At 71.1% G+C, this 17,475-nt stretch carries 13 protein-coding genes, 2 tRNA genes and 1 riboswitch; of the genes, 7 read left to right on the forward strand and 8 right to left on the reverse strand.

Annotated elements, in window-relative coordinates; genetic code table 11:
* The first annotated feature begins 37 nt into the window (after positions 1 to 37).
* From lhgO to ABZ453_RS40130, 3 genes are read left to right on the forward strand one after another with little or no spacing between them, the layout of a single operon-like run.
* Complete coding sequence (gene lhgO, locus ABZ453_RS40120) at positions 38 to 1,258, forward strand: L-2-hydroxyglutarate oxidase (protein WP_359023236.1); 1,221 nt, start codon at positions 38 to 40, stop codon at positions 1,256 to 1,258.
* Between the two features lie 45 nt (positions 1,259 to 1,303).
* Positions 1,304 to 2,152, forward strand: coding sequence for a tRNA (guanosine(46)-N7)-methyltransferase TrmB (gene trmB, locus ABZ453_RS40125; RefSeq protein ID WP_359023238.1), 849 nt, complete (start codon positions 1,304 to 1,306; stop codon positions 2,150 to 2,152).
* Between the two features lie 50 nt (positions 2,153 to 2,202).
* Positions 2,203 to 3,531 (forward strand): PrsW family intramembrane metalloprotease, encoded by a 1,329-nt coding sequence (locus ABZ453_RS40130; protein WP_359023240.1) that lies wholly within the window; start codon positions 2,203 to 2,205, stop codon positions 3,529 to 3,531.
* A gap of 383 nt (positions 3,532 to 3,914) precedes the next feature.
* Here the strand turns inward: ABZ453_RS40130 and ABZ453_RS40135 are convergent, their stop codons facing one another.
* From ABZ453_RS40135 to ABZ453_RS40150, 4 genes are all read right to left on the reverse strand, one after another.
* A complete protein-coding gene (locus tag ABZ453_RS40135; protein WP_359023242.1) occupies positions 3,915 to 4,859 on the reverse strand; it encodes an aldo/keto reductase in 945 nt (314 codons plus the stop codon).
* A 97-nt stretch (positions 4,860 to 4,956) separates the two neighbouring features.
* Complete coding sequence (locus ABZ453_RS40140; protein ID WP_359023244.1) at positions 4,957 to 5,979, reverse strand: M23 family metallopeptidase; 1,023 nt, start codon at positions 5,977 to 5,979, stop codon at positions 4,957 to 4,959.
* Between the two features lie 11 nt (positions 5,980 to 5,990).
* A riboswitch (cyclic di-AMP (ydaO/yuaA leader) is annotated at positions 5,991 to 6,148 on the reverse strand.
* 245 nt (positions 6,149 to 6,393) lie between these two features.
* Positions 6,394 to 6,467 (reverse strand) — tRNA-Met (locus ABZ453_RS40145).
* A 91-nt stretch (positions 6,468 to 6,558) separates the two neighbouring features.
* Positions 6,559 to 7,689 (reverse strand): dihydrofolate reductase family protein, encoded by a 1,131-nt coding sequence (locus ABZ453_RS40150; protein ID WP_359023246.1) that lies wholly within the window; start codon positions 7,687 to 7,689, stop codon positions 6,559 to 6,561.
* A 96-nt stretch (positions 7,690 to 7,785) separates the two neighbouring features.
* On the opposite strand from ABZ453_RS40150, the gene ABZ453_RS40155 reads away from it, so the two are divergent.
* Together ABZ453_RS40155 and ribA are read left to right on the forward strand one after the other, a co-directional pair.
* Positions 7,786 to 8,298: a MarR family transcriptional regulator gene (locus ABZ453_RS40155; protein WP_356772382.1), complete on the forward strand. Its 513-nt coding sequence runs from the start codon at positions 7,786 to 7,788 to the stop codon at positions 8,296 to 8,298.
* A 128-nt stretch (positions 8,299 to 8,426) separates the two neighbouring features.
* On the forward strand, positions 8,427 to 9,068 hold the full coding sequence (gene ribA / locus ABZ453_RS40160) for a GTP cyclohydrolase II (RefSeq protein ID WP_133049024.1): 642 nt from the start codon (positions 8,427 to 8,429) through the stop codon (positions 9,066 to 9,068).
* 28 nt (positions 9,069 to 9,096) lie between these two features.
* Here ribA and ABZ453_RS40165 read toward each other — a convergent pair whose 3' ends face one another.
* The gene (locus tag ABZ453_RS40165; protein WP_359023249.1) at positions 9,097 to 10,251 is read right to left on the reverse strand and encodes a histidine kinase; all 1,155 of its coding nucleotides are present in this window, start codon (positions 10,249 to 10,251) and stop codon (positions 9,097 to 9,099) included.
* Positions 10,252 to 10,506: 255 nt separating this feature from the next.
* Here ABZ453_RS40165 and ABZ453_RS40170 point away from each other — a divergent pair, with 255 nt between their 5' ends.
* Both ABZ453_RS40170 and ABZ453_RS40175 read left to right on the forward strand, forming a co-directional pair.
* Positions 10,507 to 11,709, forward strand: a complete 1,203-nt coding sequence (locus ABZ453_RS40170) for an acyltransferase (protein WP_359023251.1) — start codon at positions 10,507 to 10,509, stop codon at positions 11,707 to 11,709.
* A gap of 95 nt (positions 11,710 to 11,804) precedes the next feature.
* A complete protein-coding gene (locus ABZ453_RS40175) occupies positions 11,805 to 12,227 on the forward strand; it encodes a peptidoglycan-binding domain-containing protein (RefSeq protein WP_359023253.1) in 423 nt (140 codons plus the stop codon).
* Between the two features lie 115 nt (positions 12,228 to 12,342).
* Here ABZ453_RS40175 and ABZ453_RS40180 read toward each other — a convergent pair.
* The 3 genes from ABZ453_RS40180 to ABZ453_RS40190 form a co-directional block, all read right to left on the reverse strand.
* Positions 12,343 to 12,415, reverse strand: a tRNA-Lys gene (locus ABZ453_RS40180).
* A 99-nt stretch (positions 12,416 to 12,514) separates the two neighbouring features.
* Positions 12,515 to 14,074, reverse strand: a complete 1,560-nt coding sequence (locus tag ABZ453_RS40185; protein ID WP_359023255.1) for an amino acid permease — start codon at positions 14,072 to 14,074, stop codon at positions 12,515 to 12,517.
* Between the two features lie 57 nt (positions 14,075 to 14,131).
* The gene (locus tag ABZ453_RS40190) at positions 14,132 to 17,242 is read right to left on the reverse strand and encodes a VCBS repeat-containing protein (protein WP_359023257.1); all 3,111 of its coding nucleotides are present in this window, start codon (positions 17,240 to 17,242) and stop codon (positions 14,132 to 14,134) included.
* Positions 17,243 to 17,475 lie beyond the last annotated feature (233 nt).

Consider the following 17,475-nt stretch of genomic DNA (forward strand, 5'->3'; position numbering starts at 1 on the left):
ACGATGTCAGTGGCGCAGTGCACTATCGGAGGCGGAGGTGGTGCAGGTGCGGCATGAGATCGCTTACGACTGCGACGTGCTGGTGGTCGGCGGTGGCATCGTCGGGTTGTCGACGGCGTACGCGATCACGCGTGCCGCCCCGGGCACCCGGGTGACGGTGCTGGAGAAGGAGGCCGGGCCCGCCCGGCACCAGACCGGGCGCAACAGCGGGGTCATCCACAGCGGGGTCTACTACCGGCCCGGCTCGCTCAAGGCCCGGTACGCCGTGCGGGGCGCGGCCGAGATGGTGAAGTTCTGCGCCGAGTACGGCATCGCGCACGCCGTCACCGGAAAGCTGATCGTCGCCACCGAGCGCGAGGAGCTCCCCCGACTGCACGCCCTCGTGCAGCGCGGCCGGGAGAACGGGATTCCGGTGCGGGAGCTGGGCGGCTCCCAGATCGGGGAGTACGAACCGGAGGTGCGCGGCCTGGCCGCGATACACGTCGGGACGACCGGGATCTGCGACTTCGTGGGCGTGGCCCGGCAGCTGGCGGAGGCCTCGGGCGCGGAGATCCGCTACGGGGCTCGGGTGGAGCGGGTCGACCGGCGCCCGGAGCGCGGGGTCGCCGTCCGCACGGCCGCCGGTGACGTCGTCCGCGCGCGCGTGATGGTGAACTGCGCGGGGCTGTACTGCGACGAGGTGGCGCGGCTGACCGGGGACGACCCGGAGATGCGGATCGTGCCGTTCCGTGGCGAGTACTTCTCGCTGGCGCGGCCCGAGCTGGTGCGCGGCCTGGTCTATCCGGTGCCGGACCCGGCGTTCCCGTTCCTCGGGGTGCATCTCACGCGCGGGATCGACGGAGGCGTGCACGTCGGGCCGAACGCGGTGCCGGCGCTGGCCCGCGAGGGGTACGGCTGGGGTGTCGTACGACCGCGGGAGGTGGCCGGCACACTGGCGTGGCCAGGGTCCTGGCACATGGCCCGGCAGCACTGGCGCTACGGCGCCGGGGAGCTGCGCCGGTCGGTGTCCAAGCACGCGTTCACGACCGCGGTGCGCAGGCTGCTGCCCGCGGTGACCGCGGACGACCTCGTGCCGACCGCCGCCGGGGTGCGGGCGCAGGCGGTGCTGCGGGACGGTTCGCTGGCGGACGACTTCCTGATCAAGGAGGGCGCGCGGACCGTGCACGTGCTGAACGCGCCCTCGCCCGCGGCCACGGCCTCACTGCCCATCGGGCGGGAGGTGGCACGCAGGGCACTGGCGATGCTGGGCTCGGTGTGAGCCGCCGAAACGCACAGGGTGAGCCGCCGTAAAATCGACCTCACTGTGTCTGACTCCCACACCACCCCCGAACGCGCCGGCACCGGCGAGCGCACCTCGCACGCCCCCGGTGTCTCCATCCGGCACACCCGGTCCAAGGGCGAGCCGCGGTTCCCCGACGGGCCGAAGGCCGATCCGGCCGGCTCGCACTTCGAGCGGCGGATCCGCAGTTTCCAGCCGCGGCGCAGCCGGGTGACCGCGGGCCAGGCGGACGCCCTGCAGCGGCTGTGGCCCAAGTGGGGGCTGGACATCGACGGGAGCCACACCCTCGACCTGACGGAGCTGTTCGGCAACGCGAACCGAGTGGTGCTCGAGATCGGGTTCGGCATGGGCGAGGCGACCGCGCAGATGGCCGCCGCGGATCCGGAGACCAACATCCTCGCCGTGGACGTGCACACCCCCGGCCAGGGCAACCTCCTCAACCTCGCCGACCAGGGCGGTCTGTCCAACGTCCGCGTCGGCAATGGCGACGCCATCATCCTGCTGCGCGAGATGCTGACCCCCGACTCCCTCGACGGGCTGCGCGTCTACTTCCCCGACCCCTGGCCCAAGAAGCGGCACCACAAGCGGCGGCTGATCCAGCCGGAGTTCCTCGACCTCGCCGCCGCCCGGATCCGACCGGGCGGGATCGTGCACTGCGCGACGGACTGGGAACCGTACGCCGAACAGATGCTCGAGGTGCTGACGGCGCATCCGGAGTTCGAGAACACCAGGCCCGACGGCGGTTTCGCGCCGCGTCCCGACTTCCGTCCGCTCACCCGTTTCGAGGGCCAGGGACTGGACAAGGGACATGTCGTGAACGACCTGCTCTTCCGTCGCGTACCCCATCACGACCAGCCCCTCACCGGCGCCTGAGGCCCGTCGGCCTCCTGCGGGCGGCGCCTTCCCTCGTTAGGGTCAATGCCGTGGCCACCAGTTCCCCGTATCCGACACACCCGCCGCAACCGCCGTACCCCGGCGATCCCGCGGGCGGGTCGATCGGGCACGCGCACTGGTGGCAGCGGCGCTCAGTGCGCTACGGCGCGCTCAGCGCTCTGCTGGCCCTCTCGGGGCTGGTCATCCTCGCCCTGGTGCGCCAACAGACCGGCACGGAGGGCTTCCTGGTCGGGCTCGGTCTGGCCGTCCTGCCCGTGCCGCTGCTCATAGCCGCCTTCCGCTGGCTCGACCGGGTCGCCCCCGGCCCCTGGCGCAACCTGCTGTTCTCCTTCGCCTGGGGTGCCTGCGCGGCCGCGTTGATAGCGATCGTCGCCAACAGCTTCGCGACGCGGTGGATAGCGACGGCGACGGCGGATCCGTCGAGCGCCGACACCCTGGGCGCCACCGTCATAGCGCCCATAGTCGAGGAGTCCGCCAAGGCGGCGGCCGTACTGCTCGTCTTCCTGTTCCGCAGACGGGACTTCACGGGGATCGTCGACGGAGTGGTCATAGCCGGGGTCACCGCCACCGGCTTCGCGTTCACCGAGAACATCCTCTACCTGGGCACCGCCTTCGGCACCGACCAGCTCACCGGTGACCGGGGCATCGCCTCCGTGACGGCGGCGACCTTCTTCGTCCGCATCGTCATGTCGCCCTTCGCGCACCCCCTGTTCACCGTGCTGACCGGGATCGGCTTCGGCATCGCCGCGGCGGCGGCCGACCGGCAGCACGTGCGGCGGGTGCTGGTCCCCCTGTGCGGGCTGCTGCTCGCGATGGGCATGCACGCCATCTGGAACGGCTCCTCCACCTTCGGTCAGTACGGGTTCTTCGGGGTGTACGCGGCCTTCATGGTGCCGGCGTTCGGACTGCTGACCTGGCTGGTGATCTGGACCCGGCAGCGGGAGCTGCGGACCGTGCGCGAGGAGCTGCCCGCGTACGCGGCCGCGGGGTGGCTGACGCCGGCCGAGCCGTACGCGCTGGGCTCGATGCGGGCGCGGCGGATGGCCCGCGACTACGCGGGGCACCATTTCGGCAGGGCGGGTGCGCGGGCGGTGACGCAGTACGAGGCGTACGCGACCTCGCTCGCGTTCCTACGGCACCGGGGGCGCCGTGGGCGGGCGGGGGTCGATTTCGTCGTACGGGAGCGGGAGTTGCTGGCCGAGCTGTGGCGCCTGCGGGACGTCGCCCGGCCGGCCCTGGACCACGCGGCCCGGGCGACGGCCCCACCGGTCCCGGTGGCCGCCCCGCCCTGGCCGCTGTACGGCACGTACGGCCATCCGGCGGCACCGTATCCCGCGTACAACCCGTACCAGTCGTAAGGCCGCGGCAGACTCGGCACCGCCGACGCCCGCCACGGTGGCCGAGCGCCGTGGCTGCGGACCGAACAGGCCGGTGAGTGGAGGCCGCTGCTGCGGAGAGCCGGCACTGAGTGGAGGCCGCTGCTGCGGAGAGGCGGACGAACGACCAAGCCGACGGCAGAAGGAGCCGACAGCCGGTCGGGCGAAGGCATAGATCAGCAACAGGCCGACCGGCCCGTATCAAGCCAAGACCTCCGCCACCGGCGTCCGCACGCAATCCGGCAGCCCAAAGCTCCCGCCAGGCGGGCCGCCCCGGGCCCCCTCAAACCGACACCCCCACCAAGCGCGCTGAGCCCGGCACCCTCAAACCGACACCCCCACCAAGCACGCTGAGCCCGGCACCCTCAGGCCGAGGCCTCCGTCAAGCGGCCGATCTCGGCGTCCGTCAACGTCACGTCGGCCACTCCCAGGAGGGCCGGGAGCTGGTCCACCGTGCGGGCGCTGGCGATGGGGGCCACCACCGTGGGCTGGGCCGCGAGCCAGGCCAGGGCGATCGTGGGGATCGGGGCGTCGTGGGCCTCGGCGATCTCGTCGAGGGCCTTGAGAACCCGCTGGCCGCGCTCCGTCTCCAGGTGCTTGGCGGCGCCGCCCGCGCGAGGGCTGTCGACCGTCGTGCCGGGGCGGTACTTGCCGGTGAGGAAACCCGACGCCAGGGCGTAGTAGGGGACGGCGGCGAGGCCGTAGCGCGCGGCGAGGTCCTGCAGCGGCCCCTCGTAGGTGTCGCGGGAGACCAGGTTGTACTGCGGCTGCAGCGCCACGTACTTGGCGAGGCCCTCCCGGTCGGAGAACTCCAGGGACGCCGCGAGCCGTTCGGTGGAGATGTTGGACGCGCCGATCGCCCGCACCTTGCCCGCCGTCACCAGCTCGTCGAGCGCACCGATGATCTCCTCGACGGGAATCTCCGGCTTGTCGAAGTGCGTGTAGTACAGGTCGATGTAGTCCGTGTCGAGGCGGCGCAGCGAGGCGTCGGCGGCGGCCTTGATGTTGGCGGCCGACAGCCCCTGGTACTCGGGGTGCTGGCTCACCTTGGTCGCGATGACGACGTCGGACCGGTTGCCGCGGGCCTTGACCCACTTGCCGATGATCGTCTCGGACTCGCCGCCCCGGTTGCCGGGGACCCAGGCGGAGTAGCCGTCGGCGGTGTCGAGGAAGTTGCCGCCCGCGGCCGCGTAGGCGTCGAGGACGGCGAAGGACGTGGCCTCGTCGGCGGTCCAGCCGAAGACGTTGCCACCGAGGGAGAGCGGGAAGACCTCGAGGTCGGAGGAGCCGAGTTTGCGCAGAGCAGTCATGTGTATGGTCAACGCCCGCCCCGGAGAGTCCTCTTCCGGAACGGCCGCAAACTTCCCGTAAACAATCGGAGGCGGCCGTTCCGGGGCGGTGCCACTGTCAGGGGTTGAGGCCCCTGCTGCGCAGCCAGGTCATCGGGTCGATGCCGGTGGCCTGCCCGTTCGGGTGGACCTCGAGGTGCAGGTGCGGGCCGGTCACGTTGCCCGTGGCGCCGATCCGGCCGATGACGTCACCGGCGGCGACCTTCTGACCGACGCTGACGCTGATCGAGGACTGGTGGCAGAACCACAGCTCGGTGCCGTCGTCGAGGGTGAGGATCGTGCGGTAGCCGTACGACCCCGCCCAGCCGGCCTCCGTGATGGTGCCGGAGTGGATGGCCTTGATGAGCGTGCCCGTCGGCGCGGCGAAGTCGAGGCCCGTGTGGTAACCGGAGGACCACATGGAGCCGGCCTGACCGAAGGTGCCGGTGATCGTGTAGGAGACGACCGGCAGCTTGTACTGCTTGGCGAGTTCGGCGAGCTTGACGTCCTCGGCCGCCTTCTTGGCCGCCGCCTCCGCCTTCTCCTTGGCGGCCTGCGCCTTGGCCGCCGCGTCCTTCTCCGCCTTGGCGGCCGCATCGTCGATCTGCTTGGCGAGGGCCGCCTCGGTGGCCGACTGGGCCTTGCTGTCGAGCTGGACCTGCTGCGACTCGGCCTGCGCCATGATGCGGTCGCGCAGCGCCTCACCGGCGTCCCGGGCGCCCTGCTCGGTGTCCTTGGTGCTCACCCCGACAGCGCTGAGCGCGGTCGCGGAGCCCTTGGGGGCATCGGAGCCGGCGTCGAACACATGGGCGACGGAGGCCAGGTCGGGCAGGGAGATGGACACCGGCGGCTTGCCGGTGTTGGCGCTGGCCATGCCGCCCGCGCCGACGGCGGCTATGACACCGACGCCGAGAACCGTGGAGCTGCGGGCGAGTCCCCCGCCGCGCTGCCTGGAGACACGGTGCCGGCCGCGTACCGGGCGGAGGGACTCCTCGGTGGGGTTCCACTCCTCCCACTGGCCCTCGTCGTCGCTGGGGCCGAAGCCGAAGGGCCGGGTGCCCGGCACGAACGGGGCTGCCGGGGCAGGCGGGTTGGACGCCACGTGGGCGTGCTCCTTTCCTTCCTTCTCGCCTACCGGGTTAGCTGACGGGTTCGGAGCAGGAAGGTCTCCTACGCGCGTAAACCTGCCGTGGGTCCACGGCGGTTTCCGCGCGATTCACCCCAGGGTGGTGGTTCCCCGGTTCCCTTGCGGGATTCGGCGCGTGCGCACGGAGCCGCCTCTTGTGACGGCTGGGACGACCGCGCTGCGTTATCGAACGTTAATAGACCCGGGGTGGGGTTTCCAAGCAGTTCGGCTTGATCATTAAACGTTTTTGGCGCGGACGTTCGGGCCATGACCGGTGAAAATCGGGCGAGTTGACCTTGTCCCAGGTTCCGCACAGGGAGCGACGGTCCGGGAAACGTGAAACACCGAGGGCCGGAATCCAGTCACTGGATTCCGGCCCTCGGCCTTCAGTAGCGGGGACAGGATTTGAACCTGCGACCTCTGGGTTATGAGCCCAGCGAGCTACCGAGCTGCTCCACCCCGCGTCGTTGTGAGACCAGCATACGCCATCCGCGGGACGCCCAGCACCAGGGTTTCCGTCCGCCCCCGCGTCCACCCCCGCTCCACCTGCGTTTTTCAGCCCGGCAGATGGGCGTTCGGCGCCTTCGCCCGCTCCTCGTACTCGGGCAGGACGACCACCTCGACGCCCCGCGACGCCAGCAGACCGCTGCCGTCGGCGGCCTCCACGAAGGTGTCCGGCTCCCGCCACGCGGTCACCACCCGCCGTACCCCCGCCTCCAGGATCAGCCGGGCGCACGGCTTGGGACGGGACGCGCGGTGGGCGCAGGGCTCCAGGCTGCTGTATACCGTCGCGGACGCGAGCCTCGGATCGGCCGGGTCGAGCTTGGCCAGGGCCGCCTCCTCCGCGTGGACCACGGGGTCGCCGGCCTCGCGGGAGTGGCCGCGGGCCAGCTCCGTGCCGTCGGCGGCGACGACCACCGCGCCGACGCTGAACGCGGTCCGCGAGGGCGGGCACTGGGCCGCCAGGTCGCAGGCGAGGCGGAGCCAGTGGTGGTCGGCGGCGGAGGCCAGCGGGCCGGTGCCGGGGGCGGTGGGCTCGTAGCGCATGAGGACCACGTCCTCGATCCGCCGGCTCTCCACCAGCCTGAGCCGTCCGCCCTGGTAGCCGCCCGGGCCGAAGAGGCGGGGCGCGTCGGGGTCGCCCACGAACAGGGGGGCGAGCACCAGCTGGAGCTCGTCCGCGAGCCCCTGCTGGAGCAGCTGGGTGTGGATGCGCCCGCCGCCCTCGACCATGAGCCGCCGCACACCCCGGACGTCGTGCAGATGCTCCAGCAGCCGGCGCCAGTCGAGGTCGGGCCCGAGCGGGACGACGTCGGCGGCGATCCCGAGCGCGCGGGCCCGTTCGCCCCCCTTGTCGGTCGTGTAGACGACCTTGTCGCCGCCCGTGTGCCAGAACCTCGCCGCCGGATCCAGCTCGCCCGAGCCGCTGACGGTGACCTTGAGCGGGTACTCGGGCCGGCCCGAGGCGACGCGGGCGGCGCGGCGCTCGGGCGAGTTGACCAGCAGGCGCGGGTTGTCGGCGCGGATGGTGCCGGCGCCGACCAGGATGGCGTCGACGGACGCCCGTACCTCGTCGACGCGGTCGAAGTCGGCCGGGGACGAGAGCAGCAGGCGTTCGGGTCCGGTGTCGTCGAGGTAGCCGTCGAGGGAGACGGCGGCGGACAGCAGGACGTACGGGTGGGGCATCGACGCGCTCCCCGGCTCGTGGTGGACGGCACGCTCGGCACAAGGCGCTGAACGGCCACTCTTGGTTCAAGTTTGAAACAAACCTACACTGGTGGCATGACGACTCGCTGGCTCACCCCGAAGGAGCAGCGCGCCTGGCGCGCGTACATCGCGGCGACGTTCCTCGTCGAGGACGCGATCGACCGGCAGCTCCAGCAGGACGCCGGCATGCCCCACCTGTACTACTCCATCCTGGCCAACCTCTCCGAGACCCCGGAGCGGCGGCTGCGCATGACCGACCTCGCCGAGAGGACGAAGATCACCCGCAGCCGGTTGACCTACGCCGTGGGCCGACTGGAGAAGGACGGCCTGATCCGGCGCGAGAACTGCCGCTGGGACAAGCGCAGCAGCTTCGCCGTGCTGACCGACGAGGGCATGGACGTCCTGGAACGCACCGCCCCGGGACATGTGGAGAACGTACGGTCCCTGCTGTTCGACCACCTCACCGAGGAGCAGGTCGAACAGCTCGAGGAGATCTGTACGGGGATCGTCCAGCGGCTCCAGGAGGACGAGCGCCCCACGACCGACGAGGTGCCCTGGCGCCGCCGGTCGTCGCCGTCCTGCTCATGACCAGTACGTGAAGCGCCGCACAATTCTGTTGCTTCAAATTTAAAGCATGGGGTAGGGTCACCGACCGTGCACCTGTTTCAAAACTGAAGCAGGCGCCGCCAGACTACGGACGGACCCCGGAGACCCGCATGCCCGACTTCCCCGCCGCCACCGAGCGCGCCCGTGTCCGGGTGCCGCTGCGCTTCGCCGACGGCTACAGCGTCGATGCCGAACTGGTCACCTTCCACGGCCTGACCGACGGCCAGGAGCACGTGGCCGTCGTCCTCGGCACCCCGGCCCCGGGCACGGTCCCGCTGGTCCGGTTGCACTCCGAGTGCCTGACCGGCGACGTCTTCGGCTCCGCCCGCTGCGACTGCGGCCCGCAGCTGCGCGAGGCGGTCGAGCGGATAGCCGACCGGGGCGGGGTCCTGCTCTACCTGCGCCAGGAGGGCCGGGGCATCGGCCTCTACAACAAGCTCGACGCCTACGCCCTGCAGGACCAGGGTCTCGACACGTACGAGGCGAACGCGGCCCTGGGCCTGCCCGAGGACGCGCGCGACTACACGGCCGCCGCGCAGATGCTGCGGGCGCTGGGCGTCGAGGAGCTGGACCTGCTGTCCAACAACCCCGACAAGGCCGAGCAACTGCGGGGTCTGGACATCGCCGTGCGCGACCGCGTCCCCACGGGCGTGTTCACTACCGCGCACAACGTCCGCTACCTGCGCGCGAAGGTCCTGCAGACGCAGCACACGCTGCCGCTGGGCCAGCTGACGGAGCTCACGGCCGGCTGAATCCGCCGACTGATTCCGACGGCGTCCCTCACCACACGCACGGCAGCATGACGTCGATCACGGTCGGCCCGCCGACGGGGCTGGAAAGCTCCAGGGTCCCGTCCAGGGCGGCCACCCGCCGCCGCATCCCGACCAGCCCGGAACCGTCCGCCTCGTCGGCGCCCCCGTGCCCCTCGTCGGCGACCCGCACCCGCAGCCCGCGCCTGACCCGCTCCAGCCGGACCGCGGCCCGCGCGGAGCCGCTGTACTTGGCCGCGTTGGTCAGCGCCTCGGCGACCACGAAGTAGGCGGCCGCCTCCACTGCCGCGGGCGCCCGCACCCCGTCCTCCTCCAACCCGGCCACCTCAACCACCACCTCCAGCCCGCTCCCGGCCGCCAGCGCCCGCACCGCGCCCACCAGCCCCCGGTCCGTCAGGATCGGCGGATGGATGCCGCGCACCACGTGCCGCAGCTCGGTCAGCGCCTTCTCGGCCTGCGCCTGGGCCTCGTCGAGGAGTCGGCGGGCGGTGGCCGGGTCGCTGTCGTAGGCGCGTTTGGCGAGCCCGATGCGCATCGACAGGGCGACCAGGTTGGCCTGGGCACCGTCGTGCAGATCGCGTTCGATACGGCGCAGCTCGGCGCCGTGCGCGGCGATGGCGTCGGCGCGGGTCGCCGCCAACTCCTCCACCCGCGCGGTGAGTTGGGCCTTCGGGGACGGCTTGAGCAGGGCGGTGGACCAGTCGGCCTCCAGGTCGGCGATCCGCACGATCAGCGGGAGCACGAGGGGCGCACGGCGCAGCAGCCCGCTCCACACGCCGTCGACGACCAGTCCGAGGGGCCACAGCGGCAGAGCGAGGGCGAGGAGGGCGCCGTAGAAGTAATCGGCGACCATCCAGCGCAGGTCGGTGAAGGTGCCGGGGTCCCGGACGGCCGTCCGGACGCGCTCCCGGACGGTCCCTGTGATCGGCTGATACGCCTCCGGGATCCGCTGCCCGGTCCAGGCGGCCGTCATGACCCGCTTGGCACCGGCGATCCGCCGAATGATCAGCACCGTCTCGGGCAGCAGCCAGGCGCCGACCACGGCGAGCGTCCCGACGGCCGTGATGATCAGCACGGTGATGAAGATCCACAGCCCGAACGCCATGGCCGCGGCCAGCACGAGATGCCCCGTGGCCCTCGCCGCCTGCCGCACCGTTCTGCCCATGGGGCAACGGTAGGCGGGCGGGGGACGGGGCGCGGTGTAGCGGGCTACACCATCGCGGCGGCCGGGAGTACGGCGAATGTCCTTCCACCGATACTGGGGAACCGGCGGCGCGGCTGATTCCGTACGCCTTCCTCCGGGCCCCCGCCAACTCCTGCGGGACGGGTTGAACCCCTCGACCGCAGGCGACGTACGAGTCACCGTGGGTGGTAGACGACACCCACCGCCAGGGGCCCGAAGAGAGGCGGAGCGATTTCAGTGGGATCGAGCCAGGCCGTAGGAGAACTCGCGCCCCTCGCCGGGACGCGGGAGGCGTCTCCCGTCCGGACGCAGGAGGCGGCTCCCGGGGCCCCGCACATCCCGGGTCTCGACGGCCTGCGTGGCATGGCCGCGCTGTACGTCCTGCTGTTCCACTGCTGGCTGCTGACCTTCCCCGGCTTCCCCGCCAACTCCGGCCCCGCCTGGACGGCCTGGATGATGTACGGCCGCCTGGCCGTCGTCTTCTTCCTCGTCCTGTCCGGCTTCTCGCTGGCCCTCTCCCCGGCCCGCAAGGGCTGGCAACTCGGCGGCACGGCCCGCTTCCTGCGCCGCCGCGCCTGGCGCATCCTCCCCCCGTACTGGGCGGCCCTCGCGTTCAGCGTCCTGATCGCCCGGTACGTCGTCCCCGCGTCGCACTTCGGCCCGCCGAACCGGTCCTCGCTCCTCGTGTACGGCCTCCTGGGCCAGGACGTCCTCACGGCCCCGACACCCAACGGAGCGTTCTGGTCGATCGCGGTGGAGGCGGAGCTCTACCTCCTCTTCCCGGCCCTGCTCCTCATCCGCCGCCGCTGGGGTGCGGTACTCCTGGTCTCGGCGGTGACCCTGCCGGTGATCGCCCGTGGCCTGCTCGCCTCCCACGCGAACCCGGCTGAAGGACTCAACTGGCTGACCCCCGACCTGGCCCCGGTCTTCGTCGCCGGCGTCGTCACGGCGGGCATCGTCACCGCGTCCGAGCGGATCCGCGGCCTCCCCTGGCACTGGCTGTCCGCCCTGGCCGCGCTCCCGCCCCTGGCCCTCATCGTCACCAAGGGCTCGGTCTGGACGATGCACCACTCCTACTGGATGGACCTGGCGGTGGTCCCGGCGATGGCCCTGCTCCTCGCCGCCCTCACCACGGGCCACCCCACGCCCCTCCTCCGCCTTCTCGCCACCCGCCCGATCCGCGCCCTCGGCGACTTCTCCTACAGCCTCTACCTGATCCACCTCCTGATCGTGATGGTCGTGATCCGAAAGCTCGCCCCCCACGTCGTTCCGTCGGGCGTCTCCGCCTTCCTCCTCACCCTCGCCCTGAGCGTCCCGCTCTCCCTCCTGACGGCCTGGCTCTTCGCCCGCTACTTCGAAAACCCGTTCAAGAGGACACGCTCCTGGAGGGCGATGCTGCCCACGGGCAGGCAGAAGGGCCGCGTGGCGGAGGGGACTTGATGGCCGGGGATCGCTGTCGGGCCCATTCGAGATGCAACACGTGAGGCAGGAGCGCAGGATGAGAAGTGGGCTCACCCTCCCTGGAGGTGATGAGGATGCGACGCGCACTCGGCGCCGCTGCGGCCCTCCTGCTCCCGATCGCCCTCTTCGCAGGCCCGGCCGCCGCAGCACCCCATGAGAAGTCACCCTCGGCGGCCACCCCGGTGGCTGCCCACACAGTGCCCCGGCCAGGAACCGTTCTGACTCAGGGACCGGACGACGTGTGCAACGACACGATCAGCCGACCCCTTCTCCATCTGGGCTCCTCGGGGCCGGCAGTCGCTCAGCTGCAGTGCTATCTGAACAACGCCATCGATGCCGGTATCGACGAGGACGGCAGTTTCGGCCGCGTCACCCAGAGCACGGTCATGGACTTCCAGCAGTGCGCCGACATCACCGTCGATGGCCGTGTCGGAGCACAGACATGGTCGTTCCTCACCCTCTGGGCCAACTCACCGGACGCGCCCTTCTCGTGCTGACCCGGAGAGCGATCATCCGGTCGGCAGGCGACCACATGCGGCGGCGCCCCGGACGATCAAGGTCGACCGGGGCGCCGCGTCGCAGGTCAGAAGGGTTTCCTGGTGACCTGTCCGGTAGGCCCTGTGGGACTCGAACCCACAACCAATGGATTAAAAGTCCACTGCTCTGCCAATTGAGCTAAGGGCCCCGGCGATGTTGCCTCCACGAGCATAGCCGGACGTGGCCGTGTCTCCGATCGGGTATCGGTGACACGGCCGCGTCGGGGCGGGTGGACATGCCGGGAGTGTTACGGATCAACCTTTTCGGGGGCCGCGGAACGAGCCGCCTCGCGAGCCCGGGTGCGGGCGTGCTCGGGGTTGAGGAACCAGTGCCGGGCCGACGCCCCCCACCACGCCGCCGCGAAGCCGAGGACGACCAGAACGGCGAACGGGGCGTAGTTGAACGTCTCCCAGGTGACCGGCGAGACCTGCGGCAGCATGAAGAGGATCGTGATCACGATGACCCACACCACCGAGATCACGCCGATCGGCTGCGACCAGCGCCCCAGATGCCACGGCCCCCGCTCGAACGCCTCGCCCTTGCGCACCCGCAGCAGCGTCGGCACGACGTACGCGATGTAGAGGCCGATCACGGCGATCGACGTCACCGCCGCGTACGCCGTGACGTTGATCAGGTACGGCAGGCCGAGGAGCAGCGCGCCGGCCGCCGCCAGCCACACCGCCGCCACGGGGGTGCGCGTGCGCGGGCTGACGGTGTGCCAGACACGGGAGAAGGGGAGCGCGCCGTCGCGCGAGAAGGCGTAGATCATGCGGCTGTTGGCCGTCACGGACGCCATCCCGCAGAACAGCTGGGCGCCGATCACGACCAGCAGCAGGAGCTTGCCGGCCGTCGCGCCGAGCGCGTCCAGCAGGATCTGGGCCGGCGGCGCGCCCGTGGGGGACGCCAGCTCCTTGTCGTACGACTGGATGGCGAAGGTGAAGCCGAGGAGCAGGACGAAGCCCGCGATCCACGACGTCCAGATGGACCGCACGATGCCCTTCGGGCCCGCCGTCGACGCGTCGTGGGTCTCCTCCGTCATATGGGCCGAGGCGTCGTAGCCGGTGAAGGTGTACTGGGCCATCAGCAGGCCCAGCAGCACCACGTAGACCCCACTGCCCCAGCCCGTGTTGTTCACGAACTTGGTGAACACGAAGGACGCCGACTGGTGATGGTCCGGTACGAAGGCCAGCGCGCCGACGATCACACCGACGCCCAGCACGTGCCACCACACGCTGATGTCGTTGAGCAGGGCGACGATCTTCACGCCGAAGGTGTTCAGCAGGCCGTGCAGGATCAGGATCCCGGCGAAGAGCAGGACCGTGCGGCCCGGGGTCACCTCGAAGTCGAACTGCAGGTTCAGATAGGCGCCGAGGAAGGACGCGGCGCCGAAGTCGATGCCGGCCGTCACCGCCACCTGACCCAGCACGTTGAACCAGCCCGTGAACCACGCCCAGGCGGCCGCCGAGCGGGGCGGCGCGAGACGGTGGGCCCAGAAGTAGAGGCCGGCGGAGGTCGGGTAGGCCGAACAGATCTCGGCCATGGACAACCCGACGAACAGGGTCATCAGACCCACCGCGACCCAGCCCCAGGTGATCACCGCGGGGCCGCCCGTGTTCATGCCGAACAGATACAGGGTGAGGCAGCCCGACAGGACCGAGATGATCGTGAAGGAGACCGCGTAGTTGGAGAACGCCGACATGCGGCGGGCCAGGACCTGCGTGTAACCGAGCTGGGCAAGCCGTTCTTCGTCGGACAGCCCCGAGGGGGACGGGCCCGACTGCCCGCTCGCTATGGCGTCATCTGTCATGCCCCCAGCGATTCCCCCGCCGGGGGTGTGACATGCACCACTCGCGTTACGGCATGGCTAAAAAATGCCCTTGTACGCCTTCCAGCCGGAGGCGATCTTCACGCGGGCGCCGAAGGATCCCCTCCCGTCACCGGAATTCCGGTATACGTTCCCCGCCGCGTCCCGCTCCACCAGATCCGCCTTGCCGTCACCGGTGATGTCACCGACGCCGACGATCGCGTTGTACGAGCCGCCCCAGTTCGCGAACAGCTTGGCCCGCGCACCGAACGTGCCGTTGCCCTTGCCGTAGTAGCGGTACAGGGTGTTCGCCCCGTCCTGCGCCAGCAGATCCCCGATCCCGTCGCCGTTCAGGTCACCGGCGCCGACGACCTTCTTGTAGCCGCGCCAGTCACCGGACAACTTCACCCGCGCCGACAGCCTGCCCGCGCCACTGCCCTTGTAGAGGTACAGCGCTCCGGTCGAACTGTTGCGCGCGACCAGGTCGGGAAGGCCGTCCTTGGTGACGTCGCCGGGGAAGGTGAGGACGTCGTACTGGTTCCAGCCGCTCGTCCCGAGGGTCGTGTAGTGCGTCGACGGAGTGAGGGCGGAACCACAGGCGGGCTTGTAGGCGCGCAGCGCGCCGCCGGGCGTGCGCACCAGGACCTCGTTGCACCGGTCGTTGTCCAGGTCGCCGAACGGCACCGCGAGCGTCTTCACCGGCCAGCCGCTCCCGGAGACCTTCCCGGCGAAACCGCCCTGGCCGGTGCCCCGTTGGAAGGCGAGTGCGCCCGAGGAGTCGAGGGTCAGCAGGTCTCCGATACCGTCCGCGCCGACGTGGTCGCGACGCACCGGTGATCCGGTCGCGATCCGCACCGAACCGGTCACCAGAAGCGGCGTGCCCGCCCCGTCGGCGGGCGTCACGGACAGCGTCCAGGTGTACGCCCCGTTCGGCAGCGGCACGTCCCCCGGTTTGCTGCGGTCCATGCCGAACCAGCCGACCGAGACCGTCCCGCGCTCCTCACGCTCGCTCTCGGCCGTGTCCACGACCTTCCCGGTCGCCTTCGACCGCACCGTCAGCCGCCACCCGGACACCGGCTTCGACAGCAGCAGCGTGGTGAGGGTGTCCGGCGTCGTGTCGACCGGCACCGGGCCGACCGACGCCGCGTTCCGCGCGGGAGCCAGCAGCCGCAGGGGCTGCTGGGGCACCCCGGACGGCACGAGGTGGATACGGTCCTCGTCGTCCACGTACGCCGCGTTCGCCCCGGACTCGTCGACGGTCCAGCGCACGTCCCGCTGCGAAACACCGGTGTCCGGCAGCTCGCCGATGACCCGGCCGGCCGGGTGCCCGTCGGCGACCGTGGTCAGCACCAGCTTCCCGGCCGCCTTGTCGTGCGTGACGACATACCCGTCGCCGAGCTTCGCCTCACCGGCGGGCACGGGGACGGACCTCCCCGCCGTACGGTCGTACACCGCGGCCGTCGTGCCACCGCAGTTCCAGTACAGGTAACGGCCGTTGACCTGGAGTTCGGTGGGCGCGCAGCCCGCGGTGTCGAGGGTGAGCGTCTCGACGGTCCTCTTCGTCGACAGGTCGTAGGCACTGACCTGTCCGGGCGTCGTGGAACTCGCCGTCCACAGCAGATCGCCCGAGAGGGCCGCGGCGCCCGGGGTGCGGGTGACCGCGGCCGCCGCGGAATCGCCGATCCTGTAGACGTACTGCTGAGTGTCGGTGGTGTAGAGGACGTACTCGCCGGACACGTCGGTGATCCGCCCGCCGACAGGGACGTCGTGCTCCCACAGGGAGTTGCCTGGGCCGTCCGCGCGCAGCAGGTCGACGACCGCGTCGGCGTCGCCGCCGGCGCCGCGCGCGAGCCACACGGTCCGGCCCGCGGCCGTACCGAACAGCTGGGAACAGCCGACGTCCTTCGCCGAGCAGACGCCCAGCAACACGTCCGTGCCGGCGTAGTTCGAACGCGCGCCGTACGTGGGCGTGCCGGTCGCGGCGACAGTACGGCCGTAGGTGTCGCGCCCGCCGGAGTAGCTCTCGTCCGCCTCCACCAGCCGCCCCTGATCCAGCGACAGCCCCTGGATCGCGACCGGCGGCTTCGGCAACGGCTTGACCAGGGTGACGGTCGGCCTGCCGTCCGCACCGGCGACGAACCGCTGCACCCCCCAGTCGTCCGACGCGGCGCCGGTACGGCCCACCGCGACCGCCGTGCCGTCCGAAACGGCCGAGACGCCGTCGGCCGACGCGGTCAGCAAGGTCACCTGCGGGCCGCCCGCGATCGCCCTCGCGTACACCGCCGTACCCCCGCTGGGCCGGTGCACCAGCCAGTCACCGACGACCGCCAGGCCGTCCACCGGGTTGACGCCGCTTCCCGCGAGCGTGACCTCGACAGGAGGCGCCGAGAGGTCGGCGCGATCGAAGACCAGGACGTTCTCGTCGCTGGGGTTGAACAGCACCACATGGTCGGTGGTGACCTGCGCCTTGAGATAGACCTTGGACCGCAGCGGGGTCATGTCCCGCACCTCGCCCGTGTGCCGGTCGACCATCACCGACAGGTACTGGCCGCCCTTCGAGCCCTGGAAGAGCAGCCCGTCCGCGTCCCCACCCACCGGCATTCCCAGGTTCACCCCGGCCGGCACACCGGTCACCGGCACATCCCGGGTGCCGCCGTCGGCGTCCGGAAGCAACAGATGCATCTCGCGCGAGGTCTGGCCGTTGTCGTCCGTGACCGTGCGGAAGGCGACCGCCAGGTCCCGGTAGCCGGTGAGCGCGCTCAGACCGGCGGGTCTCCGCAGGGTGCGGGTGGTCCCGTCGACCGCGTTCCACAACTGCACCCGGCCGTCCGGGAAACGGCTGACCGTGACGTCACCGCCGGAACCGCCGCTCACCACACCGTCACCCGGCAGGGCCACCGGCACGGACGTGCCGTCCGCGTACCGCGTCCACACCAGCCCGGCCCCCTCCAGCGTGTGGAAGACGCCCTGCGGGCCGGCCGCGTCATGACCGCTGTACGTCGACGCGCTCCACAGCGTGCCCGAGGTGTACGTGCCGCGCAGGGTGGCCGGTACCACCGTCTCCCGCGCGGTGTCCGCGACAGCCGACGACGGCAGCAGCGGGCTCAGACAAGCCGCCACCACCGCCGAGGCGGCGACCAGACGCAGACGTGCGAAGCCATGACGAGCCAAGGAGACCCTCCCCGAAGAAGAGGCGAAGCGCACGCACCCGATATCCGGTGCCCAGGCCCCCCGGCCGTCACATTCGCCTCACAAGTCCCCTGACTCTACAGGGAGTTCATGGCCGGGTAAAAGCTTTTCCAACCCGCACCGAGCAGAACGGAACACCAAAAACGCCGTGGCCCCCGCCAGTCTCGACGGGGGCCACGGCGTTCACAGCCGTAGGGGAGTCAGCTCCATATGGG

Source organism: Streptomyces sp. NPDC005799, assembly GCF_040630525.1.
Lineage (GTDB): Bacteria > Actinomycetota > Actinomycetes > Streptomycetales > Streptomycetaceae > Streptomyces > Streptomyces griseorubiginosus_B.

Excerpts from the sequence above, each read along its gene's own strand:
- ABZ453_RS40150 (WP_359023246.1), bottom strand. The coding sequence starts at position 7,689 with ATGCCCCACCCGTACGTCCTGCTGTCCGCCGCCGTCTCCCTCGACGGC.
- ABZ453_RS40135 (WP_359023242.1), bottom strand. The coding sequence starts at position 4,859 with ATGACTGCTCTGCGCAAACTCGGCTCCTCCGACCTCGAGGTCTTCCCG.
- ABZ453_RS40165 (WP_359023249.1), bottom strand. The coding sequence starts at position 10,251 with ATGGGCAGAACGGTGCGGCAGGCGGCGAGGGCCACGGGGCATCTCGTG.
- ABZ453_RS40185 (WP_359023255.1), bottom strand. The coding sequence starts at position 14,074 with ATGACAGATGACGCCATAGCGAGCGGGCAGTCGGGCCCGTCCCCCTCG.
- ABZ453_RS40155 (WP_356772382.1), top strand. The coding sequence starts at position 7,786 with ATGACGACTCGCTGGCTCACCCCGAAGGAGCAGCGCGCCTGGCGCGCG.
- ribA (WP_133049024.1), top strand. The coding sequence starts at position 8,427 with ATGCCCGACTTCCCCGCCGCCACCGAGCGCGCCCGTGTCCGGGTGCCG.
- ABZ453_RS40175 (WP_359023253.1), top strand. The coding sequence starts at position 11,805 with ATGCGACGCGCACTCGGCGCCGCTGCGGCCCTCCTGCTCCCGATCGCC.